Origin of the sequence: Desulfogranum japonicum DSM 18378 (genome assembly GCF_000429945.1) — a bacterium.
GTDB classification, from domain to species: domain Bacteria; phylum Desulfobacterota; class Desulfobulbia; order Desulfobulbales; family Desulfobulbaceae; genus Desulfogranum; species Desulfogranum japonicum.
The window spans coordinates 1-22,550 of the sequence record NZ_AUCV01000028.1; the positions used below are offsets into that span (position 1 = coordinate 1).

The following is a 22,550-nucleotide window of genomic DNA, read 5'->3' on the forward strand; positions in this document are numbered from 1 at the left end:
AAACACAAGGAGCTATTCGTCACAGCAGCGACAAAACTCTGGGAGTGTTTTGAAGCACCCACAAGGCGTTCATTTTCCCAGAAAATAAGAAGGCTTGTGGAAGCGGCTCAGCGGGAATCGTATCCTGATGTGATCCTGGCCCCGTTGAAGAAGCTCAAAAGCAATATCTCCAATTACTCAATGGCATACAAGTATAAGGGAAGCCACAGAACAAGCAACATGCTTGACAGGTTAATGCAGGGAATGGATCGTCACCTGTACAATACGAGATATTTTCACGGTACCCTGGAAGCAGCGGAACAAAATATTCGAGGTTGGGTGCTCATCAAGAATTTTGCTCAACAAAACCCGAAAACGGTAAAACAACATGCTGGATTAAAAAGTCCAGCTGAACAGTTGAATGGTAGGCGATATCACGATTGTTGGCTACAGAACCTTTTGATTTCTTCCTCTCTTGGTGGATTTCGAAGGGCTCCCCTAAATCCGAAATAATCAGAGATTATTTTAGCGTTCGCTATATATAGATGTTTAAAAGGTGATGTACGGAAAACTGGCTTAATGATCATGTATAACTGATCACAAGTACTCCACGGAATCGCCCGCCGGTCGTTACCTCTTCGCACGATCGCGGTTTCCCGCACAGATAGCCTGCCGGAGTCTTCGCTTACCTGCTAAAAACCGCGCTTGCCTAAATCTTAACCACCTGTGACCAGTTACAACTCAGAACTAATTGAAATATCAGTGTTGTTAACCCCGTGATCAGTTACGATCATGTTTACGGATACCAGGATTTATCTCCAGAAGAAAAACAATCAGGCCCGCAGCCCCTAAGCTCCAGTGCAGGCAGTTCATCTTCTGTGAAGCGCATAGAGAAAAGAGGAGGGCATTTCGTTGTGACTTTTTCGTTAAAAGGATGCTTGATCATGGGCAGTTACAAGTGATAAATACAGTTGGTTGCCAGCCTCAGCTACCAAGTTTTTTTCAAGGAGTTAGAACAACTTAGCCTAACTCCTTTTTTATTGCCCTATTTTTTGAGTATGACCACATGCTTGTTGAGAAATTTAAAATCAAAGGCTACCTGGTCCAGTAGCCCGCCAACTTTTACCATAGCCGTATTGCTCTCCGATACATCCAAGACTCGCACCTCATAATTTGAAGCGAGTAAAATGCCGACCAAAACAAAAAAGACAACAGCAATAATGCTGCGTATAATTCTCATCATCATCTTTCAGAATCCTTTCGTAATATTTGATATTTTCCCTACATATATTTTAGGGTCACGGAAAAAAGAAATTATCCAATCTTGCTTGTCTTTCAACTCGGTAACGTCGTCGCGTCAATGGCTCAATACGGCCAGTATGGAACCATTGACGCAACGACGTTACCAAACGATATCCTACGCAATTTTTAGATATGTATTCTTTTCCGCTCCCCTTAAATCTGCATGATAAAAATTTCGTCTCCTGGTTATCTTTCTTGCTACCCTAAAGTTGCAGGCAAACAATAATTCCGCCCATTCTCTGCACTCTCCATAGGCAGGCCCTGAAATACATGGGAAATCCTGGATAAGTTTCATATGATACTCAAGCAACTGATTGAATTCTTCCCTTGATATATTAAAATTATCCAGCGAGTTTCACACAAAATATAACAGGTCAAAATTGACACCACAAAAAGAAACATTCTATGCCTAAAACTCGAAAAAATACTGACAATAATGCGATGCTAGTCGGCAAGCTGCAACACGGCCAGCAAATTAAAGGCCGAGTATGGATAGAGCGAGATGGCCAGACTTTTCTTTCCTGGGGCCGTGTTACCTTACTGGAACGTATTGCCGAACACGGCTCAGTGTCAGCTGCAGCAAAGTCTATGAAAATGAGTTTCAGACACGCCTGGCATCTGGTGGAGCAAATGAATACGCTTTCTCCAGAGCCGTTAGTGGAAAAACAAACTGGTGGCAAAAAGGGTGGCGGAGCCTGGCTTACGCCTGATGGCCAGAAAGCAATACGTGACTTCTGGAATCTGGTCGACAAATTTCAAGACCTGGTTGAACATCAACAACTCTGACACATTTTTCAATAGCCAGGACCTGCCCACAAATAGTTTGTACAATCTGTCATATAAAGAACCGACAGAATCCACCGCATACCTTACGCCTGAACGAAAGTCCTCATATATGGGTAGGCACTAACTCGCGAAGCCATCGTTTCCCTGCACCTATTCTATGACAAAGCAAATGCTCTAAAGACTGCCACCCTGCGCGGTGACTTTTTTGGTTTTTCCTGAAGCAGACACCGCTTTTCAGGTAAATTCGATAACACTTCCATTTCCGGTCATTCACCTATGACAGATTTTTCTTGCAGGAACCGTTATGTTTTATTAGGAATAACGATGCTCAATTTACTACTATGCCACTTACTAAGCTATTTCATTAGATATTTACAAAGAAGCCCCCCTCATCCCCATGAGGGTCGCAATTTTCTGCAATAAACAGTGTGGGCGTCGTGAAGTGACCTCTCATTGACAAAGCACTATCAGGATGGGGTTGCCATACCTGTTAGAAGGCTACACAGCCGTATCATAGAATAATTCGAAGTAACGAGATGTTATGAGACATGAGGAATGTACTCATTGGGAAAAATCTACAAAAAGTGAATTTGAGAGGAGGTGTTATGAACAGAAAAAATTTGTGCCGGGTCTGGCTGGTATTTGGTTTGTTGGCCTTCCAGCCTGTCTATTGCGTTGCTGCCGACGGGCAAGGACCTGAAGAGATAATACTTACCCCCACCATTGACATTATCAAGGTTCCAAAACCAGCATATCTTCCCCACCATACCCATCAATGGTTGGAATGCGATGCATGCCACCATACTCAAGCAGAGAATGGAAAAAAGGTGGAATACATCCCTGGTCAAGCTATTCAAAAATGCGAATCCTGCCATAATTCCAAGGCAGGTATGCCTGAAAGAGTGAGCACTCTGAAACGGGCAGCACATGTCTTATGCATGGAGTGTCATCGACAACAGGATAAAGAACTTACAAAGTGCGGAGTCTGTCATACAACAACAATAAAGAGCGACATATGAACCAACAAAAGCTTTCAACTCAATCAGAAGGATTGTCTCGACGTCAATGGCTCAAGGGTGCTGGTGTTTTGGCATCATGCGCCACCATGGCTAATCTGGGGAATGTTTTACCCCATGCACATGCAGCTACAACAGGTAACATGGAACAATGGCCCTGGCCATATGTAAAGCTTGATCCAACAACTACTGCAGAGTTGGCTTACAGGGAATGGTACAGAATATATTGCGGTGGGGCTGTAATCAGTTCTGTCTTCACGCAACTGAGAGAAAAAGTAGGAGAACCTTACACATCCTTTCCCATTGACGCCTTTATGTTTCTTGAAGGGGGGTGTGCCAGCTGGGGTACTCTTTGCGGCTCCAACGCTGGGGCATGCATTGTTGCCAATCTGATCCTCGGCCCCCGTCTCCTTGATGAAGAAGCAATGGGCCATAGAATCAGTACGGAAATTCTTGAATGGTATTGTAACGCGTCCATGCCTGTTTTTAAGCCCAAACAGCCTAGAATAAAAGGAGAAATCCCAAAAACTATTGCTGAGTCCCCACTCTGCCACGTCTCTGTTGGTAAATGGATGGCTATTTCAGAAAAGCCTATCAATAGCCCAGAGCGAAAAGATCGATGTGCCAGAACAGCTGCAAGTGTCAGCTACCGACTCGTGGAATTGCTGAACTCCTGGAAAGAGGATGAATTTGAGTTTATGGAAGAAGGTAATTTTTCCCCTCTCTCCGACCATGGCATCAATGCCCAGCCAAATTGTGCAGAATGTCATGGAGGTGGTGTTCCTGAGGCTCCTGAAATGAGGAAACCAAAGGCGTAATCATAGATTTTCCTTTTTTGGAGCAGCCGAGGCTATTCCCATTGCCTGGAATCTGCCATGAAAGAACAGAACATAAAATGTGTATTTCGTTGATTTCCTTTACCACTGAACTTTATAGGTCTCAGATTGCTTCAAACTTGTACAAGCACGTTTTTCTGCAGGTAGAAGGTTCTCAGTGCATTCACCCGACAGTGTGACTCTTTTGCAAACGCATAACAGCCACACTGTCTTCAGTGATTAATCAGGCTTGTTTATACTCTCAACATTCCCGGACGGTCAATGCTGTTGTGCAGCCCTTTCTCTGTACTTTTCGAATTGAGGTATTGCAATAGCTGCCATAATTCCGACAACAGCAACACTTTCATATGTTCCACCTACATAGAACATATCAGCCAGGCTTTCCTCAAAGTTAACCTCCAGAGCAAGGTGATCAACACCTGATTCCAGGCTCACGCCAACGCTACCCTGATCAGCAAATTTCAGTTGACCTGCATGGGGAAAAGCGAAAAAATCTACTTCAGCTCCGCTGATGTCAGCAAGAGCACGCAGCAACGCCAGGTAATGATAGTAATAGTCTCGCGAAATATCGTCTTTACTCGCTGTAAAACCAAGAATTGCACTATTCATATCATGCTTCTGCGATGAAGCCAGCCAATTATTCACACTCACCGTATCGTTTCGCAGAGATCTTTCTACAAGGGGCTGAGGAATATTGGCCGCAATAATATACCCATCTTCTTCAATATAATAATAATGGCTACCTATACTGCCGAATAAATTCAGAAATACCGAAAGAAACATGTCGTTTTCAACAGATTTCTGCAGTGGCCCGACGGCGCCCAGGGAATTGTGAAAAGAGAGGGCAACATGTTTGATGGTGGTATTGTTTTTTGTATACTCATCATATTGTAGCCATCCCATATCCACTGCCTTTTTTATCAGCTCACTGAATTGCTCTGGATTACGAAGGCGAACCGCAATAAAATCACTGATTTCATCAGAAAAATAAGCAACTTCTGGACCGATAATATCCAAAATTTGTCCCAATTCCAACCCTGTCTTTTCCTTAAACAGTTGCTTAAAGGCTTCATAGTCCGGGTCTGGACCAGTGGCTGATACTATTGTGCTTTCAATGATATTGAATTGCGCAGCCGTTGGCAAAGATACCACACCCAAAGAATCAATATTACCACGGGCATTGAAATTAAGAGAATTGTTCGCCAGAGGAAGATATGCTCGAAAACCCACATTTGGCATGTCTACAATGACTTTCAGGCGACTTTTTCCCCTACTGGTTCCATAGCCAAAGGCAAGGGCATTCATTTGAGCTAATCCCGACATGCTCAGGCCCAATTGAGCATTGGGTGGAATCAAGCCTTCCATCATGGGCAGCACTGTCTTTGCATCCACGTAGCCAAATAATCCTTGCTTGCTTGTATCTATTGTATTTTCAAGAGCGTACATAGGATGAGAAGAAACCGGCTTAACTCCATCCATGGCGGCATTGAGGCTTTGTTGATCAATTCCACTGCCTGCCACCATCAAAAATTCTTTGGTACCAGGATTAAACCGATAGACAACGGTGGTCATGACATCTGGCAGCAGAAAACTACCATGACCATTTGCATCTGTGGGATCAGTGTTTTCAATCATTCTGTTGAGTGTCAGCAATCCGTTGAGATTATCTTGAAAACTTTCGATTGTTTCAAAATCAAGCTTGGTTGCCAACATTACAATCGGTGCCGCTGGATTAGCTTCATTCGTCAACGCAGCCAACTCCAGTGGGGCAACCGTGTGTTTCAACAAGGTGGAAACTACAGGTTCCATAGCCGGACCCACCTGGGAGCCTATCCGTTCATTAATTCCCTGCCTGATAACCTCAAGTTGCTGTACATGCCCCTCATTCTGTTGAGCATATTTAAAACCGTTGTCTAATCCTGTGAAATAAAACCAGGGATTCGGCAATCTTAGATATAGTACAGATTTTTCGGGCAGTGCTTCTCTAAGCCATGCTTCTTCAGTAAATGTTGTCAGCTTGATCTCTTCAGCCTGCTCTTTTACAGCTGCAGACTTTTTCTCCTCAACTTTTTTTTCTTCAGAAGAACATCCAGCCAAAATGGCTGTACATAGTACCAAACCATACAATAATCGACGCATATTTATCCTTGTTAAGTGGTGCCTGTGCGGAAACAGCCTGCCAGAACTGTCATAATAAGCAACTCCTTGCTCCCAAGACATGCAGTACATGTCAACGAAAAGATAGCGCTTACCTGAACTCCGACAACAGTTCTTGTTGCCGAACTGACACGAGTTGAAATAAATGAGTACTTAGACATAATCTTTGACAGAAGCAGACCTGGTGCTCAGACAACGCTACTCTGACGCATATTGTTCGTTTTTTGCCCAAATCTTGTGTTATGCTTAAAATGTTATCACAGATTCAAACTCAGGTGAACGGTTTAAGGGTCACGGAAAAAAAATAAATTATCCAATCTTGCTTGTCACTCAACTCGGCAACGACGTTATCAAACCGATATCCTACGCAATTTTTGGATATTTATTTTTTTCTGCTACCCTAAAAAAACAAACCAGTGTGCCGCTGAGTGTTCAGCCATTTTTTTAGAGCGCAGGTTGCGCAGAACATTTAACATCAATACATTCGATAATAAATCAAATATTTATACATTGAACATTTCTGCTATATATATTCCTCCCGGTTCTCGCCTAAAAACGCTCTCACACCTGTAAAAAAGGAAATTGTTAGCAGATTTCTTTTTTTCAATACTCATTTCTCACGGATACATGTTGAACTTCGTTGACAATCACGTATAGTGATTTCCTTCTGCAAAATCAGAGATGTGTATATGTACACCATCTTCAATTACCAGCCGCGGAAAAATACATAATCCAATCCAGCCTGTTTTTGCTCATAACAAGTTCACAAATGGCATAAAAAACGCACAAAACACGTCTTGCAGAATAATATTGAATGGACACTACAGTGGTACGCCTGTTATGAAAATCGTCATTGCCCCTGATTCTTTCAAAGAAAGCCTCTCTGCGCTTGAGGTAGCTCAGCATATGGAGAAAGGTTTTAAAGAAATTCTTCCAGATGCTGATTTTATTCTTCTCCCCATTGCAGACGGAGGGGAAGGCACTGTTGACACGATGATTGCTGCAACCGCCGGAACAAAGCATTGGAAACATGTAACTGGTCCCCTTGGGCAACCTGTTACTGGCTTTTATGGACTTTCAGGAGACGGGAATACCGCATTTATTGAGATGGCAGCTGCCAGCGGCCTTGCACTCGTAAAAAACGAGCACCGAAATCCTCTGCTGACCACCAGTCAAGGTACCGGAGAACTGATATTGGCCGCATTGGACAAAGGTGTACATAAACTCATCATCGGCATAGGGGGCAGCGCCACCAATGACGGCGGGGCCGGAATGCTTCATGCTCTTGGCGTTCGCCTGCTCGACGGAAACGGAAACCAAATTATGCCAGGTGGACGCGGCCTGGGAATGCTTGAAAAAATAGATGATGCAGGTATTGACCCCAGAATCGCAAACTGCAACATTCAGGTAGCCTGTGATGTGGATAATCCTCTTATCGGTCCCCGCGGTGCATCAGCAGTCTTTGGTCCGCAAAAAGGCGCGACACCTGAAATGGTAGATGAACTTGACAGCAATCTTGAAACTTTTGGACGTTTACTGGAGCAACACACAGGCAACAGGATTATAGACAAGCCCGGTGCAGGAGCGGCAGGAGGCATGGGAGCAGCGCTGTCTGGTCTGCTCAATGCAGAGTTGCGTCCAGGAGTGGAAATCGTACTTGAAGCCGTAAATCTGGATAAAGCAATAGCAGGTGCGGATCTGGTTATCACTGGAGAGGGCAAACTGGACAGCCAGACCGCCGGCGGCAAGGCTCCTGCGGGGGTGGCCAAAGCTGCTGCACGACATAATGTACCTGTAATCGGCATCGGTGGCAGCCTTGGAACTGACCTGGTCATGGAATCAATGACTGGCTTTTCAGCAATGTTTGCAGCTGTATCCAGAAACTGTACACTGGCAGTTGCAATTGAAGAAGCGGAACACAATTTACTGCGAGCAGCACGTAATATTGCGGCGGTGGTACAGCTTGGCATGCAGATTCAGGCTTCTGGAGGTCGGACTCAAGAAAGCAGGAAAAGGCCGTTGTAGATACAACCATTGCCAGGACCTCCCCCTTTTCATGTTTTGTCTATAATACCTCTCAAAACAATGAGAAGAAATACGTACGTGATTACACCTGACCCAGATTGGGTCCCAAAGGCTATTCATGGGCAGACACTCTCTGAAAGCAGTATGTCAGACAGGTGTAATCAGTCCGTCAATCACTTATTTCTTTTTGGTTCTTGCCTTAATTGCCTTACGAAGGTTTTCAGGAATCCCTCTCTCCTTGCCTGATTGCGAACGTCTTTCAGACAATGATTTCGCGCATAACGGCTGACGAGCAGAAAAACCATATTTTTTACGATATTCTTTGGAAGTCAGGTCATGGGATCTCAGATGCTTTGGTGAAAGCATCTTGAACTCCTGCCCACATTCCAGACAAACAATTTTATTTTTTTGGATGGATTTTCTTGGCTCCATCACTGGCCCGGCTTCTTCCTCTGCGCCCTCTGCTCCAGTAACTTCAGCGTCCTGGAGTCCTTTCAGGGTCTGAAATGTATCATTTAATGCAGCTTTAATCTCATCAGTTGACATTTCTTTGCTGCTGATTTGAGATTGAATGATTTCAGCGGTCATTTCAACAAGTGTTTTACTCATACGTGATAACTCCTTATTATTGTTATATTCAATGAGCTGTTAATGAAAGAGATGCTCCGGTATTACTGCGAGTCTTGCTCACCCTTGAAGCAAACCGCCAATGCCTTATTTTTGCAGACTTTCTATTCAGCCTTTTTCTCTGTTTTTTGAAAAAGATCATCACCCAATCCAATGGTATAGAAAAATACCATTTACTAAAAACGAGAAATTTAGGTTTACCAAAATTTATATTCAGCTGGACTGTAACCAATTTATCATAACGCTTTAAACAGCAAATAAACAATACAGCGACATACTCACTTCATATTTCTTTTGGATATCTAGTGTCATATACAAAAAAGACCTTCCTAAAACATAGGCAGGTCTTGATAAACAAAGAATGCTCATAGCATTTTGGCTTACAACTCAACAGTGAGCTAAGTAATTCATACTATCAAACGGACTCAAAGTCAATTTTTGATTTATCATCATTTTGTAACACTTCATTTAAAAGCTCAATCGTGTACATCCAATTATAGGCCGGAAAATCTCTTTTACACTCTTCTATTTTCTCATCAAGTGTTCTTCGTAAAAGCTGAACAACTTTCTTCGCATGGCTGCCAATTCCCTCTTCGGTAATAAAAAGCAAAGCATCAATAATATCAGCTATTTTTACAACGCAGAGGTGTTCTTTACGTAGCGTTTTTTTCATGTGCCCAAGCCATGGGGCTATTTCCTGCTCGATCTGCTCAATGGGGTTCTGCGTTCCTGAGATACTTTCAATGTGCCGTTTCAAAGGACTGGGGAGATCCCCCATAAGCAACTCAGGCGTATCATGTAATGATGCATATTCCATAATCTGCAAAAGATGTGTATCCGTCAAGTCCGGACCAAAAATTTCCTTAGCAAGTTTGTTGGAAATTCGTGTTACCATATAGTGGTGTTCTGCCAGTGTCTGGTCTCGTGATGAACGAACACTGTGCCAGCGGGTAACATGTCCTGACCTGGCCAGATCGGCAAGGGTAAGTTTTGGTAAAGTCATTGAAATTTTCTACGGCATCTCATTTTGTTCGTACACAAGTATCACTTAGACAACAGCAGCATTGCTCAGAATACGATAATAAGTTCGGCACAGAAGTCCAGGTGTTATCCAGCAGTTGCACAGCCTGCCTATTGATTGAACGAGAACCGTAACAGTGGTATAAGGGCCTCATGTATACTTATGGGATTATGCCAACATTTTGTTACAACGTGGGGAACGATTACTATTTTTCGACGGAAAAATGGCCAACATCCATCCATTGATGTTACACAAATAAAAAATAAACAAAAAAATGTCTCAAGCAAATACAAAAGGTCGTCTGTTAAGCGATACATTGAAACCATGGCATATTATTCTGCTGACAGCATTGCTCGCAGCATTATTTGGAACACAGTGGTGGCTGAATTCCCATGCTGCCCCAGATAAGCAGATAACGCCCATTGAACAGCAGCAATCAATGCCTTAATCAGCGGCAACCTTTTCGCATATTCGTATTCCTGTGCTGTTTTGGAATAGGCAGTATTTTCCGCATCCCTTATTCAGGTTGATACAGAGTATTTACCAGCTGCACTAACTCTGTACGCAATTGAGGTGACAAATTCCGATATGGCTGCATGACCGTCCCTGGATAGCCGTTGGTAATAACATCGAGCGCTCGCTCCGAAGAATAATGCACCTTACTCAAATCAGGAGGGGCTGGCCTGAGAGTCTTCCCAAATGTTGATATTTCTCCTTCAACTCCATGACACACCGAGCAAACCTGATTCCACGTTTTCAGGGCATGTTCCGTTGGTTGCACAGTAGCCATGACAACAGGTTCAAATGTCTGAAAGCGTTGCCCCAACGCATCCAGCAAGCTGTCGATTTTCTCCTTATCAAATATGGAAAAATACGGCATTGCAGAGCCAGCCACACCATTAAGGATAACTTGTCGAATATACTGTCCCTGTCCCCGAATGGCCGTGAGATCCTCAGCCGGTATCAACAACCTGTTTGCAGCACTACCATTCCCACGCCCTTCAGCTCCATGGCATGGAAGGCAACTCTTCGTGAAGATGGTATCTCCGTTATTGTACACCGTGGCCAGGTGTTGATCATACATGGCCAGGGCCTGCCCATGATATTGTTGCAGTTTTTCTGCCTGTGCTTGCAGTTCCACCTGACTTTGTTGTCGTAAAGGTATCATTGTTTGATCCTGCTGCACCTGCCGCGCGGTCAACATGCAGATGAACAACAGTATGGAGATGCCTACAAGTTTAGGCCCTTGAATTTCCCGGGCCAGAATCCCTGTTAACAACAGAACACTAAGAAAAACACCTGTCAGCACAGCCACCAGGGAAACGAGCTGAATGGAATCGAATAGAGTTGCCAACAACAGCCCCCCTATCACCACTTGAATTGCAATACCGGCCAGAACCCATTGACTGAAAGCAGCTGCCTGCTCTTTCCTTGAATGACAATTTCGTACCAGGTGAAAAAGGCCACCTATGACCAGTGCGGCACCAATGATGTGCAGATACCTCAGCACCCAGTGGTAGATAAAAGAGCCTGTCGGCATAATGCCCTCTTGGGCAAAGCTTTGCCAATGATCTGGACGCTCAAGAAGCGCCATAACACCTGTAAAGACTGCAGGAATGGCAAGCAATGAAATCAGGCCCAACAAGCCGGCCATAAACAACTCCAACGCGCCTTGCTTCATCTTATGCGAGAAATGCTCGCTGCAAAGAAATGAAAAAGCCATGAGGGGAATCAGGGCTATCCAGGTGTAGGAAAATAATCCTGTGGAAGTGAAAAAACCTGTATAATATAACACCTGAATAATGAGTAACGGTCCTATTCCCAAAACAACGGCAAGGCTTTTACTGCCCAGATACGCATTCATCACCCGTTGGGTCATCAATTCTTCAGTACCAATACCGGCAATCCGCTCTTTGATAAAAGTGGCAAAACCGATAATGGTGGTCCCCAACACGAGCAATACAAAAAGAAGATGCATTGCAAAGGTAACAAAAAGCAGAACGCGCATCCAATCCATATCAAGTGGAAGCAAGGTGAAGAGATTTTGCCATAAATCCATTGCTAATTCTCCCCCCTGCTTAACAACTGTGGCTGCGGTTGAGCATTTACATTTGTTTGATAATAAAGATACTCAGCAAGCTGTAGCCGTTCCTGCTCTGTGCCGGAAAAAGGAGCCATAAAGGGGACCATGGAACTGGTTATGGAAATGATGGCACTCACACCTTCCAGAGTTCTCCCACGCAATCTTGTTCGGATATCATTAATCCCTCCCATGGTGTGACACACTCCGCAGTTAGTTGCAAAAAGTGCCTGCCCGCTTGATGCATGAGGTGCTACGGTCTGATGGACAGCGCTCCATTTCATATCTTTCAGTAAACCATTCTGAGACGACTCCAGACTATGCACCATGGATATCTGGTTGGCGTACATGTAACCCGGTAGAAGATACGGTCCCCGCACAAATTCCCTTACTCGTTCAAATTCGGCAACCAGAAGGACACAGGTCAAAAAAGCAGGCAGAAAAAGAACCATGCTTGTCTTTCGCAATTTCAAAAGAGCAGCAATGGCTGTAAGTACAAGGATCGCGAAAAAAGTCGCCTGCACGATGTAGAGGATGTCAGGACGCTGAGAAAACGCTGAAGTTGCGAGGGCAAATTTCCAGTGTGTGAGAAATGTTTGAGGAATTTTTTGCAGGTAGAAATACAGACATATGCCGGAACAGGAGCCACTCAAAAACAGTATCACCCCTGTCATACGCAACAGCTTGCCACGCTCTTCCGGAGCAACAGGGCATTTCCATGCCAGCCAGCCGAGAACCAGAATTGCTCCCATGGCTACTCCGGCGGCAATACGGAGCAGGAATTGAGGCACAAAGGTTGGATTAAAATATGCCTGACTGAAACTCTGCCCCTGGGGCCAACCATCAGGTGTCAGCATAAAACCTAATATACCGGAGATAAGTATGGCTGAAATAACTGCTGCCATGATGTACAGCAACCCAAGCCCTGTCAATGATTTAGGTCTTTGTTCAGCCCACCGGTCCCATACCCTGTAATAGTAGAGCAATATGATTACTTCAATTATAAACACACACCATTCTATGAACCATGGCCAGAAAAAGAGATGTATAAGGGAACCTATGCCATTGGGCGCCAGTACACCGGTTATAAACCAGATTCCCACACCGGTCACCGCTCCCACAGATGTAGTCACCACTACCACTGGCATCAAGAGGCCTTGGGCGGCTGTCTTCCAGAATGTACTTCCACCAAAGCCATGAATAGCCTGGAACACAACCAGCAAACTCACCACACCTATGGCAACCCCATGGCTGATAAGCACATGGAGTACAGCATCCACGGCAATGGTCATTCCATCACCGAGGATGGGGATATGCAAGAGCGGAAAATCCATGACTACTCCTCTCCCTTGACAGAAATTACCTGTTCAACTCTGTTTGGATGGGACGCAACAAAATGAGGTCTGGTCTGCGCCTGTGCATATCCGGCAACATCCATGGCCTGTTCCTTGCTGAGCATGGGACCGTTTTTAGGCATAAATCTATATGAAAAATCTGAAAAATGTTTGATTGTATTCATACCAGCACCATCATTGAATGATCCGTTACCCCATAATGGTGGAGCAATAGGTGTACCGGTACCGTCTTGTCCATGACATCTGCTGCAAACAGCCTGAAATACCTGTCGGCCCTTAGCCGGATCTGGAGTGTAATCGTTCAAAACAGGGCCACGAAGCCCAAGCCATGGAATATCAGAGTAAATGGGAATATTTTTTGAAATCCAGAAATAATAGGCTTTAAGAGACTGCATCACCTGACTGTTCGCCGGAGGGGCGGTACCATTCATACTTCGCTCAAAGCACCCCTGGGTCCGTAGAGTAAGGTCAGCGGAATACTCCCTGCGTGAACGATAACGGGGGTATACAGCCGCTACTCCGACCAGAGAAATAGTATCACGCCTTCGTCCAGCGTCGAAATGGCAATTCCTGCAGGAGAGCTCATTGCCAACATACTCACCAGCATATGTTGGTGTATCCATCATAATTTTGTACCCGAGCAATACCGCCTCACGGATGCCTTCCGGTGCATCTTCCAGGGCTGGAGGATTAAACACAGGTTGCACCCCTTTATTGCCAGATTCTTGCGATGCTATATCTTTCCCGTGCTCGTTTCCTCCTGGAACGATTTCATGCTGCTCTGCAAGCGTATATCTTACAGTTGCTGTGGATTGAAAAAAAACCAGTACCCAGCCAACTCCAAGACACAAACAAAGAGTAATACACAAGGCTGAAAGTAGTTGTTTAATGCTCATTGACAGGGATCCCCACAAGGTTTGCGGATTCAGATAACAGACAGGACGCGACGCCCCGCTGGCTACAGGTTGCCTTCAGTTCTGGAACCAACCGTAATAACGACAGGATGATCCGGCGGGAAGAACTTATAACCTTTCTTGGTTTTGTAAGCTGTCGGATAGCCTCGCTGACCAGCCCCGATCTTTGCTTTACCTGAACAAAGATAGGTAATCATAGAGAGGGCAGGCTCCAACCCCAGTCGCATGACTTCTGCCAGTTGTTCAGGTATGCTTTTATCCAGACGTGCCTGACTCAGACGGGTCATTTGTTGTTTTGTCTCGTCAAGGACAGCAGCAATAACTTCTCCAAGGGTTTGGTGCCCTAGCACAACCTGATGGGGCACAAGAATACCTGGATTAGCACCTGCATAATCAAACAACAGGCGCAGTACCTTGCTATCGCGTTCGGCATCCCAGTCCAAATGACAGAAAAAACCAGCCAGCCGATTGCCCATCCAGGTCAACCGGGGTGATTCGATGTATATGCACCATTCCGGCATATTAAATAGAACGTCCGTGGGAACCGTTTCAATGGAGGTAGACCCCAACTCTTTTATCAGCGTTGGATCGAAACGATAAATGGTCTGGGTTAACCGCCAGGAAGCAAGGGCAGCCAGGAGCGGAATATCTGCCTCTCCTCCCAGGTGCTGCGGGCTGTCATCTTCACAGGCAATGCTGCGGGCTGCTGCAACAGTGCAGTAACACCAGACAGGCAGGTCATTTTTCATACCTTCCCTGATCATATCATACCGTTTCCAGGCATCTGGATATTTTTGAGAGAGCACTCGCAGGTGCTCTCTGGGACGTATCATTTCTTCTGCTTTTAATGTAGCCATATTTCTCGTAAACAATGCTGGAATATAAAAAGATATCGTTAAAAAACCTCAAGATAACAACGAAGAAGAGGCTTTGAAACTGCTAGATACAACAAACGATCAGCCGTGGTCACCCTATACAAACCAAAGATCAGGAAACCTGCAAATACTGTTAACACATGCATATCAAATCTGTCAGATACTATACTACAGAGTTCCTTGGCATGACTACCCAAAACCCTGGCGAGACTTTCTCATTTCCCCGGTCCAATTCCCTTTACGCAGGATGCATCATAACACACTGCTTTCGCGTTCCTTTAAAAAGGTACGACCATATGGCAGCAGCGTAGCCCCAGTGGTTCCCCTTGATTTCTATCAAATTTTTTATTTAAAAACAGATTAATTAATTGACACAAATCAGAAGAATATGTACATTCGCAGCTCTCCTTTTGAGAACATATCGATGAGCGGGAATAACTCAGTGGTAGAGTGTAACCTTGCCAAGGTTGAAGTCGCGAGTTCGAATCTCGTTTCCCGCTCCATACATGTTCTTCTCAGAGCATCTTCCCCCAAAATTGCAAGCCGTTGTATCTTTGCAAAACATTCTTACAGAATTACAGAAGCATCAACAAACCATATTCAGCGAACATTACCATTCACAAGAGTGTGCCAACGTTGACATGACCCCATGACCGTAAACGGTTACCAGCGGGCACTAGACCCGCAACCCCCTGGTCGCTTCGCCCATAAATTGAAAAAAGGCTTTTACCCTGGCGACCTGTCTGAGGTCAGGGTGGGTGAGCATCCAGATTTCCTGACTGAGATGTTCCGGAACCCCCATCAGAATAACCAGATCAGGATCGGTCTGGATAACGTGTTCCGGCAACAGAGTAATACCAAGCCCCTGCTGAGCAAGCCTGTGCAGACCGGTAAGTTTATCGCTGCAGGCAACAACCTGATTGTTGCCAATATAGTTACGCAGCCATTTATGGGATGGAATACCTGCAATGTAGCCGTCCGGCAGGACAAAATGATGGGTGGAGATCTCTTCTATGCCTTCAGGCTGTCCATACTTGCCCACATATTCCTTTGATGCACAAAGTTTAAAAACAATTGGTGCCAGTTTTCTGCCTACCATATAATCAGGCTGTCTGTTTTTTGCAGGAATGACAATATCCGCTTCCCGCTGACTGAGATCAGTAAATTGGTTATTAATAATGAGATCAATCAGAATTTCCGGATACTGTTCTTTAAACCGCCTGATATATGGCGGCAGCCAATAAAAACCAATGGTATCCGTGGTGGAAATTTTCAATGAGCCACGTAAATTTTCATCTTTCCCTTTCACTATTCGCTGCACCGAATACATATGCTCTTCCACAAGTTGAATGCGTTGCAGCACTTCTTTTCCTGCTTCAGTAAGCAGATACCCTGTTTTCAACCGTTCGAACAACCTTGCCCCAAGCTTGTCCTCCAGGCTGTTAATTCTCCGAAAAACTGTTGAGTTATTTACCCCTAATATACTGGCAGCTTTTTTCAGACTTCCCCCCTCAGCTACACGGAGAAAATAAAGGTAGTCGTTCCAGTCATTATCTTTTTGCATACTTGCAATCCTCACTTGCTATTTTGCCTTATTGATTTGCATTTGAGCAATATACATAGTGAAAGTCAAGCGCAGCGGTAAGAGTATCGAACCAACACAAGGCAAACAACGTACACAACGAATGCCACACCACTTGCGCATGTGCAACAGCAAAATGGAGATAGCCATGACAGACACTCTTCAGGACAGAGCCCAAGGGGCCATACTCGGAGCTTTCATTGGCGATGCCCTGGGTCTCGGCCCCCACTGGTATTACGACCTCCAGGAACTGCGTACTGATTACGGCGAATGGATCGATGACTACACAGATCCTAAACCTGGTCGTTATCATGACGGATTGCATGCTGGTCAACTTTCCCAATCAGGGTATATCCTCTCGTTGCTGATCGCCTCATTGAACAAATATGGGAGTTATAATCAGCACGATTTCTGCAGACGACTGGATGAGGAGCTTTTTCCGCAACTTGACGGCACACCGATAAGCGGCCCAGGCCAGTATACCAGCCAGTCCATCCGTGAAGCCTGGCGCAGACGAACCATAGCAGGTGCGGATTGGCAAAATAGTAGCAGCCACGCAGATACCACCGAGGCCATTGAACGTACCCTGGCCCTCGGTGTTCGGTATGCAACTCGTCCGGCAGAAATGGCAGAAGCTGTTGCCGCCAACACGACCCTGACACAAAGCGATGACACGGTGGTCTCCATGACCGTCGCCTTCAATGCACTACTGGGTCTTCTTGTTCAAGGCCAGGCCTTTACAGCTGATATTTCTGCTAAACTCATGCAGCTGGTCAAGCAGGGGAACCTGCCATTTCACGCTGTCACCAGTGACAATTTGCAGCCTCCAAAGCCCGGTGATTCTGATCCACCGCGGGCTGGACGATTTGCTTCTCCGGACGCATTGCTCACGCCCTCGTATATGGCAACAGCAGCATTTGATAAAGGAATCAAAATAGAACCCGCCTGGAAAGTTTCACTGGTATACGGAATGCCTTGTGCCATCTATCACCAGTTGCCTGCGGCATATTACCTTGCAGCTCGATTTCATGATGATTTTGAGTCAGCTGTACTCCATGCCATTAATGGTGGGGGCCAAAATCAGGCACGGGCAATACTTACCGGAGCTCTTGTCGGTGCGCAGGTGGGGCTCTCAAAAATTCCAGAACGATTTATCCAGGGACTGGATAATGCAAAGGCATTACTGGATATGGCCACTCAGCTGGCCAATAACATTCCGAAAGCATAACATACTGCCACACACTGGCGAAACTCGTCCCCCCATCATGGAGGAAAACACATGAAGATAGCCCATATACTCCTCAGTTCACTCATTTTCCTGGCAAGCAGCAGTCCTCTTTACGCTGCAGCACGATCTTGGGAAGTTGACAAAGCTCACTCAGGTTTCTATTTCCAGATCAAACATATTTTCTCTAAAGTGCATGGTTTTTTTAATGATTTCGACGTAAAGATGCAGTTTGACAAAGACAATCCGGCAGCTTCTTCAATGGTATTTACTATCATGGTTGACAGTATTGACACCAACATCGAACAAAGGAATACGCATCTGCTTTCTCCAGACTTTTTTGAGGCTGAAAAATATCCGACCATGAAATTCACCTCCACCAGCATCAGCAAGATAGGTGAAAACACCTATGAGGTTACCGGCAAATTCGAGGTAAAAGGTGCTACTTATGACCTGACCTTCCCGTTGACATATGAAGGCATGAGAGAGCATCCCATGGTTCAGGGCAAAGAGGTTATCGGCTTTAACGGCGGCCTGACCATTGATCGCCTTGCCTATAAAGTAGGCAACGGACAGTTTGTCAAAGCAGGTATTGTAGGCAAAGATGTTGATATAGCAATCAGCCTGGAGCTCCTTGCAGACCAATAGCAAGTATAATACATTGTATGACAGAATCAGCCCGGCTCTCTTATGGGTATATTTTGCCCATGCCAGGTGCCGGGAAGACAATCAGGATCCATCTTATTACATACGACAAACACCCCTCTCTCTGATATGTTACGAGAACTGCGGGTGAAACATATATTTCTAAACACAAGGGGAATACAATGAAATACGAAGATGTCGTTTATGCCAGAAGGGCTATCAACTTCTTTGATCCGGAAAAAGACGTATCAGAAGAAATGCTCGACAAAGTAATCTCGCTGGCAGCACAGGCGCCTTCAGGCTTCAACCTGCAGCCATGGAACCTCATGATATTACGCGATAAAGCAAAAAAAGAGAAACTGCAGGCACTGGCCTGGAATCAACCAAAGGTCAGCGAAGCGCCAATTACCCTGATCGTTTTGGCAGACATGGATGGCTGGAAGTCAGGCCACCCTACAGTGGAAAAAAACTGGAAGGAAATGATTGCCAGCGGCTCCATGACCGAGGACAAACGCGACTGGTTCCTGAATGCCACCCAGTCACTCTACAGATGGAGTGATGCCGCAAATGTTGCTTTTGCTGTAAAAAACGCCAGTTTCTTCAGCATGGCACTCATGTATGCAGCCACCAATTACGGGCTGGAAACACACCCCATGGACGGTTTTGATCATGAAGGGGTTAAAAAGGCATTTAACATTCCCGACAACTTCTGGATACCTGTTTTAATATCACTGGGCTATCGCAAGCCAGGCGTTGAACTCCATGATTCCAAATGGAGAAAAACTGTGGAGGACATTAAAATTACCTTCCCTGAAGGGTAAAACAATATTTCACAGTCAAGTAGCCTCGGAAATGAACCTTATCTGACAAAGACTGTCGCGAGTTCTATTGTCTAAAAACCGGAAGCAAGAAAATCGGCAACCGTTCACCAACCCCTGCCCAATCAGGACTCATCGCATGGCTAACCATAGCGAAGTGAACGGCTGGAACGAACCTGAGCATGGAATGAACGGTTACAGTTATCGGGTTATGCCTACTTTTTTATACCCCGATAAACTGTTACGAAACTTGCTTCCTTTTCCCCCTCTCTTTTTACCCGATATTGTCACAAAAAACCAAAGTTAAAAAAACACCTGGCCACATTCCTGTCCTTTGAAACGAGTTACTCCACAACAACGTTAACTTTTTACAAAATATATTTATACAGTCATTGCAAGTTCTCTAAACTGACAGAACTTACCAGCCACGAAAAGCACCCATCTTTTTTTCTTGACAAAATCCTATCATCTTTATAGTAAAAATTAATATATCTTTCATGTAATTAACATCTTGATTATAATATCTAACAAAGGTTACACTGCAAAAAAAAGGAGCAGTTACGCCTTGAACATTCAATTGCAGTTTACCTTTGAGCATTTCTCCAATGGCTTCAACACATTATAATTATTTGATTGTTGTCAAATTTTACAATCAACAGAAGATGTTATGAAGCCTACTCTTACAAACTTTATACGAGTTTTATCTTATAGTCACCTTTAGGCAGTTGCTTGTTATTGTCATTTACAAGCCTCGTACTACGTGGCCCCTATAAACCAACAATCACAAAGATATCAATCTGTACAAAGTTGAGTTCCTGTTTTCATGCAGTAATCTTGGTTCTTCATTGGTGAGGTACTTTTTTTACCACATCGAGAAACCAATTTTTTTATGAATGTTGCATTACCCCTTGCTCAGTTTCCATGGAGTAAGGGGGGTTGTCGAGCCAGCAGAGAGGCTGGTTTAAAAATGACGGCAGCTGATAAAAAAGGAGCATGAATCATGTCTGTTACTACAAGCTATCCCGGTGTGTATATAGAAGAAATTTCCAGTGGTGTTCGCACCATCACCGGTGTTTCGACTTCCGTTGCGGCCTTTGCCGGGGCGGCTGCCCGTGGCCCCATTAATAAGGCGGTGCATATATACAGCTTTGCTGATTTCGAACGGAGCTTTGGCGGCCTTAGCGCGGATTCAGAAATGAGCTACGGAGTGCGCCAGTTTTTCCAGAACGGCGGCACTGAAGCCTGGGTGGTGCGCATCGTCAAGGATGCCACGCCAGCGGAAAAGGACCTGGAAAACAACAAGAATGAACAAGTCCTCAAGGTGACGGCCCTGGATGCAGGTCTTACCGGTAACGATATCGAAGTACGGGTGGATCACCAAACCATCAATCCGGGCAGCTCCTTCAACATCAGCTTTATCCGCTCTTGTGATAACCGCTCCGAAACCTACTCTAATGTCTCCATGAATTCGGCGGATGCGCGCTATGTACTGGATATGGTCAATGGCGTCTCCCACCTGGTGAAGATCGAGCGTTTGGTTGATCAAAGCGATCTCAATGCGTTACCCAAGGCTACCAGCACCAGCGGCAGTCTGGGGGATGTGAAGGGCCTGCTCGATAAGTATCACAACGAATTCAGGATCAGCGTCAATGGTTTGCCGCCGGTGAAAGTTGTCATTGATTGGAAGAATGATATTACCGGCACTAGCCCAAACGATCATTTGACGAGTCTTTGCAATGCTATCCAAGGCAAAGTGACCGCTCAAGCCAAAAGCAAACCAGCGTATGAATACTTCACCTGTGAACCAACCATTAACCAAGCCATAGAAATGACATCCGGCCTTGGGGGGGAGTTCTCCTCTGTACGCGTACTTCCCGGAACCAAACACAACGCCAGTGCAGTGTTGAAACTGGGTGTAGCCAACGATGGGATCGAAATAGATGGTGTGGCAGGCATCCGCCCCAAGATCATACCGGAACCGGCTACTCTGACCAGCGATACACTCACTGATTCTGATCTGACTAACTTGCCCAATGCCAACCACACCAGCTTCCGCATCAGCCTGGATGGCTATGGGCCGGATGATGTAAATATTGGCCCTGCTAATGCTGCAGGAACCCCGCTGGCTGATAAGCTTCAGGACGTTGCCACCCGTATCGAAGCCACGGTCCGAAGTCACAGACCCAGCAATCCCGCCTATAACGCTTTTACCTGCACCGCTACCTCAAATCAGTTGATACTGGCCAGCGGCAGTCGTGGCGACGGAGCCACAATCAGTGTCACTGAAGCGCTGGATAAAGATATCGCAGGTAATCTGAAGATTTTGACAGGTGCCACAACCAATCAGTCGGTGAATATCACCCTGGAAGGTGGCACAGAAATCCCTTTCAGCAGTGACGATGTCTATTCCAGTTTTATCGATGACCGGGACCAGCGCACAGGCCTGTTCGCCCTGGAAGCAGTGGATCTTTTCAATCTGCTCTGTCTTCCGGGTATTACGGACAGCGGCACCCTGATGGACGCCGTTGCCTATTGCGAAGAACGCCGGGCCTTTATGATTATCGATGCGCCCATGGATGCTGGTAATCCAGAAAACCCACCTGGGCCTGGGGATATGGTGACTTCCGTCTCAGGTACGGATCTCCCCAAATCCGACCATGCCGCGGTGTACTACCCTTGGATCTATATCGCTGATCCCCTGAAGAATGGCAAACAACGGCTGACAGCGCCCTGTGGTACAGTTGCCGGTCTCTATGCCCGCACTGACAGCAGCCGCGGAGTGTGGAAGGCACCCGCCGGGACCGAAGCCACCCTGGTGGGAACCCAGGCCATGACCTACCTGCTTAATGACCGTGAAAACGGCAGCCTCAACCCCTTAGGCGTTAACTGTCTCCGCATTTTACCGGTCTATGGCGCCGTATCCTGGGGTGCCCGCACACTCAGGGGCGCTGACCAGATGACATCGGAATACAAATACGTTCCTGTGCGCCGCCTGGTACTCTATCTGGAAGAGAGCCTCTACCGCGGTACCCAGTGGGTGGTCTTTGAACCCAACGACGAACCCCTGTGGGCGCAGATCCGCCTGAACATCGGAGCCTTTATGCATGATCTGTTTCGCAAAGGAGCCTTTCAGGGCAAGACTCCGCGGGAAGCCTATTTCGTCAAATGCGACAAGGAGACCACCACCCAGAGCGATGTCAACAGCGGCATCGTCAATATCCAGGTGGGCTTTGCCCCACTCAAACCGGCCGAGTTCGTAATCATCAGCATCCAGCAGATGGCTGGACAGATCGAGGTGTAAGGAGGA

General features: G+C 45.8%; 18 protein-coding genes, 1 tRNA gene and 1 pseudogene. 11 read left to right on the forward strand and 9 right to left on the reverse strand.

What is annotated here, in order from left to right; translation table 11 throughout:
- Nucleotides 1-492 (forward strand): annotated as a pseudogene (locus tag G493_RS34335) (hypothetical protein); the annotation flags it as partial.
- 532 nt (nt 493-1,024) lie between these two features.
- Here G493_RS34335 and G493_RS0113115 read toward each other — a convergent pair.
- Entirely contained in the window at nt 1,025-1,225 is a 201-nt protein-coding gene (locus G493_RS0113115; RefSeq protein ID WP_028580771.1) for a hypothetical protein, read from the reverse strand.
- A 461-nt stretch (nt 1,226-1,686) separates the two neighbouring features.
- Between G493_RS0113115 and G493_RS0113120 the strand changes: the two genes are divergently transcribed.
- The 3 genes from G493_RS0113120 (at nt 1,687) to G493_RS0113130 (ending at nt 3,901) form a co-directional block, all read left to right on the forward strand.
- On the forward strand, nt 1,687-2,067 hold the full coding sequence (locus tag G493_RS0113120; RefSeq protein WP_028580772.1) for a winged helix-turn-helix domain-containing protein: 381 nt from the start codon (nt 1,687-1,689) through the stop codon (nt 2,065-2,067).
- Between the two features lie 605 nt (nt 2,068-2,672).
- Nucleotides 2,673-3,086 carry a cytochrome c3 family protein gene (locus G493_RS29145; RefSeq protein WP_035274441.1) on the forward strand — a complete coding sequence of 138 codons (414 nt, stop codon included), beginning with the start codon at nt 2,673-2,675 and terminating at the stop codon, nt 3,084-3,086.
- Nucleotides 3,083-3,901, forward strand: a complete 819-nt coding sequence (locus G493_RS0113130) for a C-GCAxxG-C-C family protein (RefSeq protein WP_028580773.1) — start codon at nt 3,083-3,085, stop codon at nt 3,899-3,901. The genes G493_RS29145 and G493_RS0113130 overlap by 4 nt, the downstream gene beginning before the upstream one ends.
- 276 nt (nt 3,902-4,177) lie before the next feature.
- Here the strand turns inward: G493_RS0113130 and G493_RS0113135 are convergent, their stop codons facing one another.
- The gene (locus tag G493_RS0113135) at nt 4,178-6,058 is read right to left on the reverse strand and encodes a hypothetical protein (protein WP_028580774.1); all 1,881 of its coding nucleotides are present in this window, start codon (nt 6,056-6,058) and stop codon (nt 4,178-4,180) included.
- A gap of 858 nt (nt 6,059-6,916) precedes the next feature.
- On the opposite strand from G493_RS0113135, the gene G493_RS29150 reads away from it, so the two are divergent.
- Complete coding sequence (locus G493_RS29150; protein ID WP_035274458.1) at nt 6,917-8,101, forward strand: glycerate kinase; 1,185 nt, start codon at nt 6,917-6,919, stop codon at nt 8,099-8,101.
- A 177-nt stretch (nt 8,102-8,278) separates the two neighbouring features.
- On the opposite strand, the gene G493_RS0113145 is transcribed toward G493_RS29150, so the two are convergent.
- Together G493_RS0113145 and G493_RS29155 are read right to left on the reverse strand one after the other, a co-directional pair.
- Nucleotides 8,279-8,710, reverse strand: coding sequence for a MucR family transcriptional regulator (locus tag G493_RS0113145; protein WP_028580775.1), 432 nt, complete (start codon nt 8,708-8,710; stop codon nt 8,279-8,281).
- Nucleotides 8,711-9,143: 433 nt separating this feature from the next.
- The gene (locus G493_RS29155) at nt 9,144-9,731 is read right to left on the reverse strand and encodes a YfbR-like 5'-deoxynucleotidase (RefSeq protein WP_051309283.1); all 588 of its coding nucleotides are present in this window, start codon (nt 9,729-9,731) and stop codon (nt 9,144-9,146) included.
- 292 nt (nt 9,732-10,023) lie between these two features.
- Here G493_RS29155 and G493_RS33415 point away from each other — a divergent pair, with 292 nt between their 5' ends.
- The gene (locus G493_RS33415) at nt 10,024-10,197 is read left to right on the forward strand and encodes a hypothetical protein (RefSeq protein ID WP_153306511.1); all 174 of its coding nucleotides are present in this window, start codon (nt 10,024-10,026) and stop codon (nt 10,195-10,197) included.
- 69 nt (nt 10,198-10,266) lie between these two features.
- On the opposite strand, the gene G493_RS0113165 is transcribed toward G493_RS33415, so the two are convergent.
- The 4 genes from G493_RS0113165 to G493_RS0113180 all read right to left on the reverse strand — a co-directional run bounded on the left by G493_RS0113165 (nt 10,267) and on the right by G493_RS0113180 (nt 14,955).
- The gene (locus tag G493_RS0113165; RefSeq protein WP_028580776.1) at nt 10,267-11,808 is read right to left on the reverse strand and encodes a cytochrome c; all 1,542 of its coding nucleotides are present in this window, start codon (nt 11,806-11,808) and stop codon (nt 10,267-10,269) included.
- Between the two features lie 2 nt (nt 11,809-11,810).
- Nucleotides 11,811-13,163 carry a cytochrome ubiquinol oxidase subunit I gene (locus tag G493_RS0113170; protein ID WP_028580777.1) on the reverse strand — a complete coding sequence of 451 codons (1,353 nt, stop codon included), beginning with the start codon at nt 13,161-13,163 and terminating at the stop codon, nt 11,811-11,813.
- 2 nt (nt 13,164-13,165) lie between these two features.
- Nucleotides 13,166-14,080: a c-type cytochrome gene (locus tag G493_RS0113175; RefSeq protein ID WP_028580778.1), complete on the reverse strand. Its 915-nt coding sequence runs from the start codon at nt 14,078-14,080 to the stop codon at nt 13,166-13,168.
- Nucleotides 14,081-14,142: 62 nt separating this feature from the next.
- Nucleotides 14,143-14,955, reverse strand: coding sequence for a hypothetical protein (locus tag G493_RS0113180; protein WP_153306512.1), 813 nt, complete (start codon nt 14,953-14,955; stop codon nt 14,143-14,145).
- A 446-nt stretch (nt 14,956-15,401) separates the two neighbouring features.
- On the opposite strand from G493_RS0113180, the gene G493_RS0113185 reads away from it, so the two are divergent.
- Nucleotides 15,402-15,476: transfer RNA gene (locus G493_RS0113185), tRNA-Gly, on the forward strand.
- Between the two features lie 173 nt (nt 15,477-15,649).
- On the opposite strand, the gene G493_RS0113190 is transcribed toward G493_RS0113185, so the two are convergent.
- Complete coding sequence (locus G493_RS0113190; protein ID WP_028580780.1) at nt 15,650-16,537, reverse strand: LysR family transcriptional regulator; 888 nt, start codon at nt 16,535-16,537, stop codon at nt 15,650-15,652.
- 166 nt (nt 16,538-16,703) lie between these two features.
- On the opposite strand from G493_RS0113190, the gene G493_RS0113195 reads away from it, so the two are divergent.
- The 4 genes from G493_RS0113195 (at nt 16,704) to G493_RS0113215 (ending at nt 22,544) form a co-directional block, all read left to right on the forward strand.
- Nucleotides 16,704-17,783 (forward strand): ADP-ribosylglycohydrolase family protein, encoded by a 1,080-nt coding sequence (locus G493_RS0113195; protein ID WP_028580781.1) that lies wholly within the window; start codon nt 16,704-16,706, stop codon nt 17,781-17,783.
- A 51-nt stretch (nt 17,784-17,834) separates the two neighbouring features.
- The gene (locus G493_RS0113200; protein WP_028580782.1) at nt 17,835-18,428 is read left to right on the forward strand and encodes a YceI family protein; all 594 of its coding nucleotides are present in this window, start codon (nt 17,835-17,837) and stop codon (nt 18,426-18,428) included.
- A gap of 179 nt (nt 18,429-18,607) precedes the next feature.
- Nucleotides 18,608-19,246, forward strand: coding sequence for a nitroreductase family protein (locus G493_RS0113205; RefSeq protein WP_028580783.1), 639 nt, complete (start codon nt 18,608-18,610; stop codon nt 19,244-19,246).
- 997 nt (nt 19,247-20,243) lie between these two features.
- Nucleotides 20,244-22,544, forward strand: coding sequence for a phage tail sheath family protein (locus G493_RS0113215; protein WP_028580785.1), 2,301 nt, complete (start codon nt 20,244-20,246; stop codon nt 22,542-22,544).
- Nucleotides 22,545-22,550: the final 6 nt, after the last annotated feature.